This window comes from Pararoseomonas sp. SCSIO 73927, assembly GCF_037040815.1.
In the GTDB taxonomy this organism is placed as follows: Bacteria; Pseudomonadota; Alphaproteobacteria; order Acetobacterales; family Acetobacteraceae; genus Roseomonas.
This window is the reverse complement of the sequence record NZ_CP146232.1, coordinates 4,303,603-4,317,720: the sequence shown is the minus strand read 5'-3', so window position 1 is coordinate 4,317,720 and position 14,118 is coordinate 4,303,603. Positions and strand designations below refer to the sequence as shown.

The 14,118-nt window shown below is 73.2% G+C and carries 11 protein-coding genes; 6 read left to right on the top strand and 5 right to left on the bottom strand.

The annotated features are described in order from the left end of the window. Positions 1 to 13 precede the first annotated feature (13 nt). Positions 14 to 1,447 carry a DNA recombination protein RmuC gene (gene rmuC, locus VQH23_RS20320; protein WP_338662488.1) on the bottom strand — a complete coding sequence of 478 codons (1,434 nt, stop codon included), beginning with the start codon at positions 1,445 to 1,447 and terminating at the stop codon, positions 14 to 16. A 76-nt stretch (positions 1,448 to 1,523) separates the two neighbouring features. On the opposite strand from rmuC, the gene VQH23_RS20315 reads away from it, so the two are divergent. Genes VQH23_RS20315 through VQH23_RS20305 form a run of 3 tightly spaced genes read left to right on the top strand, consistent with a single transcriptional unit; the run spans position 1,524 to position 5,522 of the window. Beyond that, entirely contained in the window at positions 1,524 to 4,073 is a 2,550-nt protein-coding gene (locus VQH23_RS20315; protein ID WP_338662487.1) for a ligase-associated DNA damage response DEXH box helicase, read from the top strand. Next, positions 4,070 to 4,765 carry a ligase-associated DNA damage response endonuclease PdeM gene (gene pdeM, locus VQH23_RS20310; RefSeq protein ID WP_338662486.1) on the top strand — a complete coding sequence of 232 codons (696 nt, stop codon included), beginning with the start codon at positions 4,070 to 4,072 and terminating at the stop codon, positions 4,763 to 4,765. The genes VQH23_RS20315 and pdeM overlap by 4 nt, the downstream gene beginning before the upstream one ends. Before the next feature lie 43 nt (positions 4,766 to 4,808). Next, complete coding sequence (locus tag VQH23_RS20305) at positions 4,809 to 5,522, top strand: metallophosphoesterase (RefSeq protein ID WP_338662485.1); 714 nt, start codon at positions 4,809 to 4,811, stop codon at positions 5,520 to 5,522. A 19-nt stretch (positions 5,523 to 5,541) separates the two neighbouring features. Here VQH23_RS20305 and VQH23_RS20300 read toward each other — a convergent pair whose 3' ends face one another. Next, positions 5,542 to 6,552, bottom strand: coding sequence for an ABC transporter substrate-binding protein (locus tag VQH23_RS20300; RefSeq protein ID WP_338662484.1), 1,011 nt, complete (start codon positions 6,550 to 6,552; stop codon positions 5,542 to 5,544). Positions 6,553 to 6,743: 191 nt separating this feature from the next. Here VQH23_RS20300 and VQH23_RS20295 point away from each other — a divergent pair, with 191 nt between their 5' ends. The 3 genes from VQH23_RS20295 to VQH23_RS20285 all read left to right on the top strand — a co-directional run bounded on the left by VQH23_RS20295 (position 6,744) and on the right by VQH23_RS20285 (position 11,188). Continuing rightward, entirely contained in the window at positions 6,744 to 9,206 is a 2,463-nt protein-coding gene (locus VQH23_RS20295; protein ID WP_338662483.1) for a circularly permuted type 2 ATP-grasp protein, read from the top strand. Next, the gene (locus VQH23_RS20290) at positions 9,203 to 10,078 is read left to right on the top strand and encodes a transglutaminase family protein (RefSeq protein ID WP_338662482.1); all 876 of its coding nucleotides are present in this window, start codon (positions 9,203 to 9,205) and stop codon (positions 10,076 to 10,078) included. Before VQH23_RS20295 ends, VQH23_RS20290 begins: the two co-directional genes overlap by 4 nt. Positions 10,079 to 10,165: 87 nt before the next feature. Next, on the top strand, positions 10,166 to 11,188 hold the full coding sequence (locus tag VQH23_RS20285) for an ABC transporter substrate-binding protein (RefSeq protein ID WP_338662481.1): 1,023 nt from the start codon (positions 10,166 to 10,168) through the stop codon (positions 11,186 to 11,188). A gap of 275 nt (positions 11,189 to 11,463) precedes the next feature. Here VQH23_RS20285 and VQH23_RS20280 read toward each other — a convergent pair whose 3' ends face one another. The 3 genes from VQH23_RS20280 to VQH23_RS20270 all read right to left on the bottom strand — a co-directional run bounded on the left by VQH23_RS20280 (position 11,464) and on the right by VQH23_RS20270 (position 14,087). After that, positions 11,464 to 12,165: an endonuclease/exonuclease/phosphatase family protein gene (locus tag VQH23_RS20280; protein WP_338662480.1), complete on the bottom strand. Its 702-nt coding sequence runs from the start codon at positions 12,163 to 12,165 to the stop codon at positions 11,464 to 11,466. A gap of 4 nt (positions 12,166 to 12,169) precedes the next feature. Continuing rightward, positions 12,170 to 12,724: a hypothetical protein gene (locus VQH23_RS20275; RefSeq protein WP_338662479.1), complete on the bottom strand. Its 555-nt coding sequence runs from the start codon at positions 12,722 to 12,724 to the stop codon at positions 12,170 to 12,172. A 379-nt stretch (positions 12,725 to 13,103) separates the two neighbouring features. Next, entirely contained in the window at positions 13,104 to 14,087 is a 984-nt protein-coding gene (locus VQH23_RS20270) for a tripartite tricarboxylate transporter substrate binding protein (RefSeq protein WP_338662478.1), read from the bottom strand. Between the last annotated feature and the right edge of the window lie 31 nt (positions 14,088 to 14,118).

Genomic DNA, 14,118 nt, shown 5'->3' with positions numbered 1-14,118 from the left:
CCTCCTCCCCCGCCTACTCCACCGCGGGCGCCAGCAGCCCGCCGGAGGAGGAGAGGACGGGGGAGTCGGTCAGCTCCACCGCCTCGATCGCCACGCCCCGGCGGGCGATCTTGCCCGTGGTGATCTCGATCTGCTGCACGTCGGTCTGGATGTCCACGAAGTGCTTCCGCAGCTTCGTCACGCGGTCGTCCAGCCGGCCCACATCCTTCACCAGCTCTGCCACCTGGGCCTTGATCTGCCCGGCCTCCGCCCGGATCCGCACGTCCTGCATCAGCGCGCGCATGGTGCCGAGCACGGCCCACATGGTGCTGGGGGAGACGATGTAGACGCCCAGCCGCGCGGCCCGGTCCACCACCGGGGCGTGGGCGGCGTGGAGGTCGGCGTAGATCGCCTCGCTCGGCACGAAGATCAGCGCGCCCTCCGCCGTCTCGCCGGGGCAGATGTACTTGCCGGCCACGTCGTCCACATGGCGCGTCACGTCGGCCGCGAAGCGCTTGGTGGCGGCGATGCGGGCGCCGTCGTCGGCCGCATCCCGGGCGGCCAGCCACCCCTCCAGCGGGAACTTGCTGTCCACGGCGATGGGCCCTGGCGGATAGGGCAGGCGGATCAGCACGTCGCAACGCGTGCGGTTCGCCAGGGTGTGCTGCCAGGAGAAGCCGTCCGGCGGCAGGCGGTCCTCCACGATCTGGCGCAGCTGCACCTCGCCGAAGGCGCCGCGGGACTGCTTGTTGCCGAGAATCTGCGCCAGGCTACCGACCTGCGCGCCCAGCGCCTCCATGTTGGCCCGCGCCGCGTCGATCACGGCCAGCCGCTCGTGGATCTTGCCGGCGGTCTCCTCGGCCTTCACGGCGTTCTCGTTCAGCACTCGTCCCAGCCGGTCGTTCTGCGCGGCCACGGCGGCGCCCAGCGCCTCCTGCGAGGCGGCCAGCCGGTCCGCCAGGGCCTTCTCCTGCGCCGCCAGCCGCTCGTTCTGGGCGGAGAGCGCGCCGGCCAGCGTCTCCGTCAGCGCGAGCGACGAGGCGGCGAGGCGCTCGGCCAGCACCTTCTCCTGCGCGGCCAGCCGCTCGTTCTGGGCGGCGCTGGAATTGGCGACCGCCAGCCCCTGGGCCGCCAGGGCATCGGCCATGGCGCGCGTGGCCTCGGAGAGCCGGTCCGCCAGCGCCTGCTCCGTCGCGCCCAGACGTTCCCGCTGGGCGGCCAGGGCGGCCTCCGTCGCCAGGCGCGATTCGGCCAGCCGGTCGGCCATCACCCGTTCAGTGGCGGCTGCCCTCTCGGCCGCGCTCGCGGCCCCGCGCTCCTGCGCGGCCCCAAGCGTGTCCAGCTTCGCGGAGAGGACGGCCAGGGCTTCCCCACTGCCGCCCCCACCCCGCCGGAACAGCAGCGCCGCCACGCCCAGCAGTGCCAGGCCGGCCAGGATCAGGGGCAGCAACGGGCTCAGTTCGGCCATACGGAAGGCTTTCGACTCATTGGTTTGCGGGGCGGCTCTCGCAGCGCGTCAGATCCATGCCATATACCAGGGGCCCATGGGAACATTGCCGGAACCCTTCGCGGGCTGGTTCGCCGCGCGCGGCTGGACACCGCGACCTCATCAGCTGGCCCTCTGGAGGGCCGCATCCGCCGGGGAGAGCGCCCTCCTCATCGCGCCCACGGGCGGCGGCAAGACGCTCGCAGGCTTCCTGCCCAGCCTGCTGGAGCTGCACGCGGCGCCGCGGGAAGGGCTGCACACCCTCTACGTCTCGCCGCTGAAGGCGTTGGCCGTGGACATCGCCCGGAACCTGATGGACCCGGTGACCGAGATGGGCCTGCCCATCCGCATCGAGACCCGGACGGGGGACACCCCTCAGAACCGCCGCGCCCGGCAGAAGGAAACCCCGCCCAACATCCTGCTGACCACGCCGGAGAGCCTGGCGGTCCTCCTGGCGAACCCGGAGGCGCCGGAGCTCTTCTCCGGGCTGCGGAGCGTGGTCGTGGACGAGGCCCACGCCATGGCCGGGACGAAGCGGGGCGACCAGCTCTCCCTCTGCATGGCCCGGCTGAACGTGCTGGCGCCGGGCCTGCGCCGGGTCGGCCTTTCCGCCACCGTGGCGCACCCGGAGGCGCTGCGCGCCTGGCTCTCCCCCACCGCCCGCGCCGAGGATGTGCGCCTGGTGGTGGGACGCGGCGGGGCGGAGCCGGAGATGAGCCTCATGCTGCCGGAGGGGCACCTGCCCTGGGGCGGCCACATGGGCATCGCCTCCGCGCCGGGCGTGCTGGCGCGGATCGCGGAGGCGGGGGTGACGATCGTCTTCGTCAACACCCGCGCCCAGTCAGAGCTGATCTTCGCCGCGCTGTGGCGGATCAACGAGGACAACCTGCCGATCGCCCTTCACCACGGCTCGCTGGAGATCACCCAGCGCCGAAAGGTGGAGGCGGCGATGGCGGCGGGGAAGCTGCGCGCCGTGGTGGCCACCGCCTCGCTGGACCTCGGCATCGACTGGGGCGCGGTGGACCAGATGATCCATGTCGGGGCGCCCAAGGGCGTATCCCGCCTGCTCCAGCGCATCGGCCGCGCCAACCACCGGATGGACGAGCCTTCGAAGGCCGTTCTGGTACCGGCGAACCGCTTCGAGGTGATCGAGTGCGTGGCCGCGACCGAGGCGGTGCGCGCCCACGAGCTGGACGGCGACCCGCCCCGGCCGGGCGGGCTGGACGTGCTGGCGCAGCACGTCCTCGCCATGGCGTGCCAGGCGCCCTTCCACCCGGACGAGCTCTACGCCGAGGTGACGCGGGCCGGGGCCTATTCCACCCTGTCCCGCCGCGACTTCGACGACGTGCTGCGCTTCGTGGAGGATGGCGGCTACGCGCTGCGCGCCTACGAGCGCTTCCGCCGCCTGTTCACGGATTCCGAGGGGCTGGTGCACGTCCGCGACCTGCGCGTGGCGCGACAGGCCCGGATGAACCTCGGCACCATCGTCGATACACCAATGATCAAGGTACGGCTGCGCGGCGGCCCCGTGCTGGGCGAGGTGGAGGAGTGGTTCGCCTCCACGCTGGAGCCGGGAAACAGCTTCATCTTCGCCGGCCAGACGCTCCGCTACGAGGGCATCGACGCCCTGACCATGGTCGTCTCCCGCGGCGGCGAGGGCGATCCGCGCGTGCCCACCTATGCCGGCGCCCGCCTGCCGCTCTCCACTAACCTCTCCTTCCGCGTCCGCTCCATCCTGGCCGAGCCGCGACGCTGGCGCGCCCTGCCCGACCCGGTGCGGGACTGGCTCCGCTTGCAGCAGCGGCGCTCCGAGATGCCGCAGCGGGATGGGATGCTGATCGAGGTTTTTCCCAAGGGCGGCCGCTGGTTCATGGTCGCCTACTGCTTCGAGGGGCGGCTAGCGCACCAGACGCTGGGGATGCTCGTCACCAAGCGGATGGAGCGGCTGGGCTTCGCGCCCATGGGATACCTCGGCACGGACTACGTCCTGGCCACCTGGTCCGCCTTCGAGCCCACGGGCCCTGAGCGCCTGTTCGAGGAGGACATCCTCGGGGAGGAGCTGGAGGAGTGGATCGCAGAGAGCTCCATGCTCCGCCGCACCTTCCGCAACATCGCGACGATCGCCGGGCTGATCGAGAAGAACCACCCCGGGCAGGAGAAGTCCGGCCGCCAGATGACCATGAACTCGGACCTGATCTACGACGTGCTGCGCAAACACGAGCCCGACCACATCCTCCTCCGCGCCACCCGCGCCGAGGCCGCCCATGGACTGACCGACGTGTCCCGCATCGCCACCCTGCTGGCCCGCGTGCAGGGGCAGATCCGGGTGCGGCGGCTGGATCGCGTCTCCCCCCTCGCCGTCCCCGCCCTGATCGAGGAGGGGCGCGAATGGGTGGCGGGCGGCGCGGAGGACGCGCTGCTGGCCGAGGCCGCCGCCCTGGTGGAGGAGGCGACGGACGGCGCCGAGCACTTCGCGGACGTGCTGGCGGAGGTGACGGAGGGCGTCCGCGTGCGTTCAGGCGTGGTGGATCGCCCCCGACGACAGGACCGGAAGCGCCGCCCGCCGCCGCGCCGCTTCGTCCGCAGCGCCAAGGGCCTGGCCTCGTGACCCCCGCCCCCCTGCACCTGGCGGGCGAGCGGCTGATGCTCGATCCCGCGGGCGTCGTCTCCTGGCCCGCGCGCCAGACGCTGATCGTCTCCGACCTGCATCTGGAGAAGGGCAGCCACTTCGCCGCGCGCGGCCGCTTCGTGCCGCCCTACGACACGCGGGAGACGCTGGCGAAGCTGGCGCTTGCGGTGCGCCGCTACGGCCCGGCGCGGCTGGTTCTGCTGGGGGACAGCTTCCACGACCCCCTGGGCTGCGACCGCATGGCGCCGGCCGACTGCGCCGCCCTTCAGCGCATCCTCGGCGCGGTGGAGGAGGTGGTCTGGGTGCTGGGGAACCACGACCCGGTGGCACCGCGCGGCCTGCCCGGCACTGCGCTGGAAGCCCTGGTGGACGGCCCCCTCACCTTCCGCCACGAGGCCGATCCCCGCACCGGGGGCGAGTTGAGCGGCCATTTCCACCCCAAGGCCACGCTGGCCACGCGGGCGGGCGGCATCTCCCGCCCCTGCTTCGCCACCGATGCGCGCCGGGTCATCCTGCCCTCCTTCGGCGCCTACACGGGCGGGCTGGACGTGCGCGACCCGGCGCTGGGCGGGCTGTTCCCGCGCGGCGGGCGGGTGTTCCTGCTGGGGCCGGACCGGCTGTTCAGCGTGCCCATGGCCCCGATGCGCCGGCGCGCGGAGCCGGTGGCGTGAGCGGCCTGGGTCCGGTCCTCACCCTCCCTCGGGAGGGCGCGGGTTGAGGGACATTCGCGGCCGTTTCGAGGGGATCCGCGTGGTCGGCGACGTCCACGGCGACGCCGACGCGTTCCACGCGGCCGTGGACGGCGCGGCGGCAGAGCGGCTCTTCGTCATCCAGCTCGGCGACCTGACCGATGGCGGCTCGGACGGGCCGGGGGTGCTGCGCCGCGCCATCTCCCTGCGCGTGGAGGGCCGCGGCCTCTTCATGCTGGGCAACCACGACCACAAGCTGCGCCGCGCGCTGGAGGGCGCCTCCCTCCGGATCGAGGCGAGCGGGCTCGGCCGCACGCTGGAGCAGATCGGCGCCGCGGGCGACGCGGAGAGCCTGCGCCGGCGCGCGGTGGAGGAGATCGGCCGGGCGCCGGCCTGGCTGCGGATCGACCAGCGCCTCTTCGTCCATGGCGGCTTTCACCCGCGGATGCTGCACGCCCCGGCGCCGCCGGATGCCGGCGCGCGCAAGCCGGAGGGCCTCGTCCCCCGTGCTCTCTTCGGCCAGGTGACGAGCCGGATGCGCGACGACGGCTTCCCCGAGCGGCTGCACGACTGGGTGGACCGCATTCCCCAGGGCTTCACCGTCTATTGCGGGCACGAGGTACGGAGCACCGATGGCCGCCCCTACATGCAGCTCGGCGCGGGGGGCGGCGCGGCAGTGTTCATGGACACCGGGGCCGGCAAGGGCGGTCACCTCTCCTGGGTGGACCTGCCGTGGTAGCCGGGCCCCGCTAGAGGCGTCAGCCCAGCCCCACCTTGCGGTTCACGAAGTCCAGGGAGTAGCCGCGCCGGATGTCCAGCCCCGCCGGGTAGACCCCCGTCTCCCGCATGATCCCGTAGAAGCGGTCCCAGCGCTCATGCGTCATGGCGCCGACGCCGAGGGTCAGGGCCTCGTTCGAGCGGACGATCCCGCGCTCGTTCATCGCGCGCAGCCCGTAGGCCAGCAGGTCGTCCGGCATCTCCGGGTTGTGCTGCTTGATGAGGGCGTTGGCGGCGGCCACGTCCGTGCCCCTCATGTACTCCGTCCAGCCCTCCACCGTGGCGTCGATGAAGCGCTGCACCAGGTCGCGCCGCTCCGCGACCATTCGGGCGGAGACGTCGATCGTGGTGTTGTAGGCCTCGTACCCCGCATCCGCGAGAAGGTGGACGCGCGGGCGCGCCCCGGCCTGCATGGCGGAGTAGGGCTCTGAGGAGACGAAGCCCTGCCAGATCGCGTCGGGGTTCGCCATGTAGCCCTGCAGGCCCGTCGTCTTAGGGCGGATCTGCCCGTCATCGAACCCGAAGCGGCTGCGCAGGAAGGGCCAGTGCGTCACGCGCCCGGCGGCGCTGAGGCTGACCGGCCTGCCCTTCATCTTCTCGAAGCTGTCGATCCCCGCCTCCTCATGCGTCATGAGGATCACCGGGTCCTTCTGGAAGATTGCGGCGATGCAGAGGAAGGGCATCCCGTCCCGCGCGTAGTTCAACGCCTGAAAGGGGTTGGACATGATCATGTCCGCGCGCCCGCCCACGAGCATCTGCGCGGGGTTCTGCTGCGGGCCGCCCTGGCGCAGGTCGCACTCGATCCCGTACCGGCGATAGATGCCAGCGGCGGCGGCCTGGTAGTAGCCGCCATGCTCGGCCTGGGCGCGCCAATCCGTCTGGAAAACCACTTTGTCGAGCGTCTGGGCCGAGACCCGCGCGCCGGGGACGAGGACCAGGGCGGAGCCGCCCGCGAGGAGGCTGCGGCGGTCGATGCGGTACTTGGTGCCCATGGTGGTTCCCTTCGGAGGCCGGTTCCGGCCGCGGGCCCGATGCCCGCGCCGATGCGCGCGGCCCCCTGATGCCACGGCGCGGGCCGGTCGCGGAAGCGCGCCCGTTCCGCCGCCGGGCTAGCCCCCCGCGCGCCGGCCGCTATGCTGCGCCCCCTCGCCCGCCCCGCCAGAATGAGGCCGAACAGCCCGGCATGGACGTCGCCGCACCCCTTCCCGACATCGCCTCCCCAAAAGTGACGGCGCCGGACGAGATGGTCGACGGGCGCGGCCGCGTGCGCCCGCACTGGAGCGGCCTGCTCGGCGCCCTCTGCGGCCTGCCGGAAGGGGAGCTCGCCCTGCGCGCCCAGCGGCTGGACCGGGCCTTCGAGGAGGAGGGGACGGCCGGGCTGCTGCCGGCGGCGGCTCCGGGGGACCGGGCCCGGCGCCTGGACCCCGTGCCGTTGGTGCTGGACGCGACGGGCTTTGAGGCGCTGGCGGCGGGGCTGGCCCAGCGCGCCCGGCTGCTGGAGGCGGTGCTGGCCGACCTCTACGGTCCCCAGCGGCTCCTGGCCGAGGGGATGGTGCCGCCGGAGCTCGTTTTTCCTAATCCCTGCTTCCTGCGCCCGTGCCGCGACCCCCGGCCCGGCGCCGCGCCGCCCCGCTTCCTGCACGGCTATGCGGCGGACCTGATCCGCGGCCCGGACGGGCGCTGGCACGTGGCGGCGGACCGGCTGGTCTCGATGGAGGGGGTGGCCCAGGCGCTGACAAACCGCGCCCACATGGCCCGAACCCTGCCCGAATGCACCCGCGCCGTACCGATGCGGCCGCTGCGCCCCTTCGTGGACGCCTGGCGGGACATGCTGCACCACGCCGCTGGAGGCGATGCCTCCGGCCCCGCCGCCGTGGCGCTGCTGACGCCCGGCGTCGGCCACCGCGCCTGGGCGGAGCACGTCACCCTCGCCCGCGACCTCTCCTGCGCCCTGGCCGAGGCGGGAGACCTGACGGCGCGGGGCGGCGCCCTGTACCTGAAGACGCTGCGCGGGCTCCAGCCCGTGCGCGTCCTGCTCTCCCGGATCGACGGCGCGCTGCTGGACCCGCTGGAGCTCGGCGGACGCACCTCGCTCGGCGTGCCGGGGCTGCTGGACGCGATGCGGGCCGGCGGGCTGGCCGTGCACAATCACCCCGGGGCGGGGCTGGCGGAGGCGCCGGGGCTGCGCGCCTTCCTGCCCGCCCTCTGCGAGGCGCTGCTGGGGGAAGTCCCTGCCCTGCCCTCCCGCGAGACGCTCTGGCTCGGCGACCCCGCGGCCCGCGCGCGCGTGGCGGCGGCGCCGGAGGGCTTCACCCTTCGCCCGGCCGCGCGCGGTGTGCCCGAGGGGCCGGGACCCGACAAGGATCCGCGTGCCTGGTGCGCCGTGGCCCGCATGGCCCCTTCCCTCTCCCCTTCCCTTCAGCTGGGCGGTGAGGGGCTTGAGCCGCGCCCTGTCGTGCTCCGCATGTTCCTGCTGCACGACGGCGCGGAGTGGCGCGCCCTGCCCGGCGGTCTTGCCCGGGTGGCGGATGCGGAGGGCAGGGCGACGCCGCTCTGCAAGGATGTCTGGGTGCTGTCGGAGGACCGGGCGGAGATCCGCGGGCCGGGGCCGCTGAACCTCCCGGCCCTGCCTATCCGCCGCGCGGCGGGGGACCTGCCCTCCCGCGTCGCGGACAACCTGTTCTGGCTCGGGCGCTACGTCGAGCGGCTGGACGATTCCGCCCGACTGATGCGCGCCACCCTCGCCCGGCTGGACCGGGCGCCGATGCTGCCGCACGACGTCGCGGAGGTGGCGGCCCTCGCCCGCTGCCTGCAGGACGCCCGCCTGATCACGGAGGAGGAGCGGCCGAGCTCCGGCGAAGACGCCGCCCTCCGCCGAGCCCTGGCCCGCGCCGGGCGGGAAGGCGGGCGGCTGCACCGGCTGACCGGCGAGGTGGCGCGGCTGGTGGAGGCCACGCGGGACCGGCTAACGGGCGACATGCACGCCGCCTTCACCGTGCCGCTGCGGGACTCCCGCGCCGCGCTCCTCGCCGCGGACAACCCGGCCGCGCTCGGCGCCGCGCTCGGCGGGCTGGTGCGCTACGCCTCCGGCGTCGCTGGCGTGGCGGCAGAGAACATGGTGCGCGGCGGCGCCCACAGCTTCCTCGACCTCGGGCGGCGGCTGGAGCGCGGGGTGAGCGTCTCGGCCCTGCTCGGGCACCTCCTGGCGGAGCCGCCGGCGCGGATGGAGAGCGCCCTGGTTCTCGCGCTAGAGCTCTGCGATTCCGTCATCACCTACCGCACGCGCTACCTGCACGTGCTGCAGCCCGCCCCGGCCCTGGACCTGGTGATGGCGGACCCCGCCAATCCCCGCGGCCTGTCCTTCCAGCTTTCCGCGGCGGAACGCCTGCTCGCCGGGGTGGAGGGCGGCGGCGATCCCAGCCTCTCTGCCGCCGCGCGCCGCCTGCGGCAGGATGTGGAGGCGATGGTGGCGGAGGTGGTGCAGGCCGCCGAGCCCGCCCAGGCCGCGAACGGCCTCTCGCCCCGGCTGCTTGCGCTGAAGGACGCGGTCGGCGACCTGTCCGACGTGATCGGGCGCCGCTACTTCACCCTGATCGCCGCCCCGCGCCTGCTCGGCGTGGACACCGCGGAGAGGGGCGCGGCGTGATCTACCGGGTCCGGCACGTCACGGCCTACGCCTATGAATCTCCGGTGGAGATGGCGACGCACCTCCTCCACCTGCTGCCGCGTCCGCTGGAGGGGCGGCAGCGCGTCCTGCGGGCCGCCCTGACCAGCGACCCCGCCCCGGCGCGGCGGGCGGAGGGGCTGGACCACTTCGGCAACACCACCGCCTGGCTGTACCTGGACCGGCCGCACGCCCGCTTCACCGTGACGGCGGAGTTCATGGTGGATGTGACGGCGCCTCCGCCCCTGCCCGCCTCCACCCCGGCTTGGGAGAGCCTCCGCGAGGCCGCGCTGCGCCGGCCGGACGTGGCCGAGTTCCTCTTCCCCAGCCCGGCCCTGCCGCCGGTGGAGGGCGCCCGCGCCTTCTTCGCCTCGCACTTCACCCCGGGGCGGTCGGCCGGGGAGGCGGCGGTGGAGATGATCGCGGCCTTCCGGAAGAGCATGGCCTTCCGCTCCGGCGTCACCACCGTCTCCACGCCCGTGGAGGAGGTGCTGCGGCGGAAGGCGGGGGTGTGCCAGGACTTCGCGCACCTGATGATCACGGGGCTGCGGATGCTCGGCATCCCCGCGCGCTACGTCTCCGGCTACATCCGCACCCGCCCGCCGCCGGGCGGGGTGCGCCGGGTGGGCGCGGACCAGTCCCACGCCTGGGTGGCCGCATGGCTCGGGGAGGAGGCGGGCTGGGTGGAGATGGACCCGACAAACAGCCTTTTCGTCGAGGAGGAGCACGTCGTCCTGGGTTGGGGGCGCGACTTCGGCGACGTCTCCCCCTTGCTGGGCATCATCCTCGGCGGCGGCAGCCATTCCGTGAACGTCGGCGTGGACATGGAGGAGGCGGAGCCGGTTCCCGGCTGATCCCGCGTATCCGCGGCACCGTTCCTGCATGGGCGCGCCTCCTGCGCCCCGGGATCCGGGTGCCACGACACACGGAGAACGCCGACCATGACCCTCTCCCGCCGATCCCTTCTCGCGGCCGGTGCCGCCGGGCTGGCCGCGCCGGCCATCCGCCCCGCCCTGGCCCAGGCACCGCTGCGCTTCTGCCTGGACTGGGCGCTGCAGGGGAACCACGGGATGTTCTCCCTCGCCGATGACCGGGGCATCTTCCGCCAGAACGGCATCGCCCTGCGGATGGACCGCGGCTTCGGCTCCGGCGACACCACGGTGAAGCTCGCCTCCGGCGCCTACGACATCGGCTACACCGACGTTTCCACCATGGTGAAGTTCAACGCCGAGAACCCGGACAAGCGCCTGGTCTGCATCTACCAGGTGCTGGACCGCACGGCGGCCGCGCTGATCACGCTGAAGAGGAGCGGCATCGCCGCACCGGCGGGCGTGGCCGGAAAGCGCCTCGGCGCGCCGGAGGGCGAGGGCAGCCGCATGCTCTTCCCCGCCTTCGCGAAGGTGTCGGGGATCGACGCCGCCGCCGTGCGGTGGACGAGCATGGCGCCCAACCTGCGCGACACGATGCTGGCCCAGGGCCAGGTGGATGCCGTGACGGGCTTCCTCTTCACCACCTACTTCAACCTCGTCGGCCTCGGCACGAAGGAGGAGGACATCGTCGCCTGGCCCTATGCCGAGAACGGGCTGGACATCTACGGCTCCGCCATCGTCGCGCGCGCTGACTGGCTGGAGAGGAACCCGCAGATGGCCGCGAACTTCGTGAAGTCCTCCATCGCCGGGCTGAAGCTGCTGCTGGCCGAGCCCGACGCCGCCATGGCCTCCCTCAAGAAGCGCGAGGCGCTGTTCGACGAGGCGCTGGAGAAGCGCCGCTGGTTCATGACCCGCGACCGCTCCATCCTGACGCCGAACGTGCGGGCGGGCGGCACGGGCGTGCTGGATCAGGCGCGCGGCGAGCTGCTGATCCGGGTGAACGCAGAGGCCTACGGCGTGTCCAACCCGCCGAAGTTCGCAGACCTGTTCACCGACCGGTTCCTGCCACCCCAGGCGGAGCGGATGCTCGGCTGAGTGCTGCCCTGTCCGGGACCAGGGGGCGCCGCCCCCTGGAACCCCCGCCAAGGGCCTGAGGCCCTTGGATCCCCGTCTGGCTGCCGCCGTGCCGTCCTGAGACGGGGTCTCCACCTGACGGGCCTCCTCCTGCCCTAGAAGTCGCCTCGGGTCATCGACCCGAGGCGCACTGTCAGCCGAGAGAGACCAAAGCCTAGAAGAAGATGATGGTGAGGGGTCCGGGGAGAGGAAGAATTCCTTCTTCCTCTCCCTGGCCACAGACCGACGTCCGAGGATCAGGCCAGCATCCCCGTCTCGATCCGCGCGACGAGCGGAAGATGGTCCGACGCCCCGCGCGCCAGCTTCGTGTCGTGCGCCCTGCGGTCCACCACAAGCCCGTGCGGCAGGCCCATGATCCGGTCCAGCGCCAGCATGGGGCGGAAGGCCGGGAAGGTGTGGACCGGGGGCTGGTGCCCGAATACCGCCTCCAGCACGCCGAGTGCCGATGCCCTGGGGCGCCACTCGTTAAGGTCGCCCATCAGCAGCGTGGGCATGGGCGGCCCCTGCCCGATTGCCTGAAGCAGCGCTTCGGCCTGGTGGTGCCGGCGCGCGGCGCCGAGGCTGAGATGGGTCGCCACCACCCGGAAGGCGCCCCATCCCAGGTCGAGTTCCGCCAGGATCGCCCCGCGCGGCTCCAGGCCGCCGATCCGCAGGCCGACCGGCGGCCGCAGCACCCTCGCGCCCGGGCGGACGAGTAGCACGTTGCCGCGCCACCCCTGCTCGCCCGCACGATCCGTGACGGAGAGGGGCAGCAGCCCGGCCTCGCGCTCCAGCCAGGCAGCGTCGAACATGGCCCGCCCGGGGCGCAGCCAGTGCTGGGCCTCCTGCAGCGCGACGAGGTCGGCCCCCGTCTCCGCGATCACCCGGGCGATGCGGGCGGGCCGGAAGATCCCGGCGGTGCTGCGGCCGCGATGGGCGTTGTAGGTGGCGACGAGCACGGGATCAGCGCCGGGGCCAGAGCAGCCCGGCCAGGGCGGCGCCGAGGGTGGTGAGGACCACGTCGGTCCAGGTGTCCGTCCAGTCCCCGATCAGCCCGGTCGCGTACTCGAAGGCCTCCCAGACCGTGCCGAGGTTCAGCCCGAACAGGGTTGCGGCGAGCACGAGGCGGAGCCGGCCGCGCGGGCGCCCGTCCGCCGCGAGCAGCGCCAGGAATACCGCCCCGGACAGCCCGCCGCTGACGAGGTGGACGACCTCGTCATAGGGGTTCTGCCCATAGAACCAGTTCAGCCCGTAGCCGGGGCTTGAGACAAGGGAGGCCAGGGCCGGCACGGCGTCCAGGCCTCGTGGCAGGGCACGGATGCGCCGGGGAAGGACCCCCATCCGCTCCCGCGGCGGCAGGATCAGGCCAAGGCAGCCCAAGGCGGCCAGGGCCGTGCCCCCGGCGGCATTGCCCTTCTCCAGGGTCCAGAACCAGAAGGCCACGCCGAGAAGGGCGAGGATGGACGCCCAGGCCAGGGGCGACTGGCGCCGCAGGTCGTCCCTTGTCAGCAGCGGCAAGGGTGACGCCTCCCCGGCCGGGTTGGCCACCGAGCGCGCCCCCGGAGCTTCGCCGGTCGTGCAGGAAGGGCCTGCCGACGGGGATCGCCCGTTCCGGCGCCGGCCGCGATGGCCGGGCGAAGCTGTCCGAAGCGCGCGCGGCGCATGGGCATGGGCTAACCTTCCAGTGAGCACGTACGGTGCCGGAAACGGCGGCGACGGCCGTGGGCTTCCAGGCCGCCCGTGTCTTCCTGCAACAGCGGACATCCAGGCGGCGGCCGGGCCAGACCTGTCAGCGGCGGGCAGCGGCCGCGAAATTCCGCTGGACATGCAGGTGAGTCGTCCGACGATCCGTTGCCGCCCCGCCCCGGAGCATCGAGGCCCGGGGCGTTGGCGGAGGTTACTGCACGCTGATTCTCTGCTCGCGGATGATGCGGGACCAGCGGTCGGACTCGGCAGCGATGCGGCGGGCGAAGCTGTCCTGCGTGTTGGGCAGGTAGATCAGCCCCTGATCCTCCAGCAGCTTCTTCACCTCCGGCGTGCCGGCGGCCTCCGTGTAGGCCTGGTAGAGCCGGTCGATCACCGGGCGCGGCGTGCCGGCGGGGGTGATCACGGCGTACCAGGTGACGACATCCGCGTCCGGGTAGCCGGCCTCCACCATCGTCGGCACGTCCGGCAGCTGCGGGATACGCTGCGGCGTGGTGACGGCCAGCGCCCTGATGGCGCCCGCCCTCAGCTGCGGCAGCATCAGGGGCAGCGTGTCGAACATCGCGTGCACGTCGCCTTGCAGCATGGCCGGCAGGGATTCGTTCGTGCCCTTGTAGGGCACGTGCTCCATCTGGATGCCGTCCCGCTCCTTCAGCATTTCGAAGATCAGGTGCTGCGCGGTGCCGACGCCGACGGAGGCGGCGTTCATCCGCCCCGGCCGCTCCTTCACCATCGCGACGAGATCCGCCACGCTGTTCACGGGCAGGTCCTTCTTCACCACCAGGACGAGCGGCGAGGCGGCGAACATGGTCACCGGCACCAGGTCGCGCCGCGCGTCGTAGGGCATGTCCCGGTAGAGGTGCGGAAAGATGGTCAGCGGGCCGAGGTTGCCCATGCTGATCGTGTAGCCGTCCGGCACCGCGCGCGCGATCTCCGCCACCCCGATGCGGCCGCCCGCGCCCGCCTTGAAGTCGTTCACGATCGGTTGGCCGATACGGCGGGAAACCTGATCGTTGTAGCCGCGCGCGATGAGGTCATTCAGCCCGCCGGGCGGCCAGGGGATGATGAAGCGCACGGGCTTCGTTGGCCAGGATTGGGCGAGCGCCGGCCGGGCCAGGGAGAGCGCGCCGGGAAGGGCGAGGAGCGCGGCGAGGTCGCGGCGGCGCGGGCTGGGCATGGGTGGTCGATCCCTGGAGGACGGGCGATCA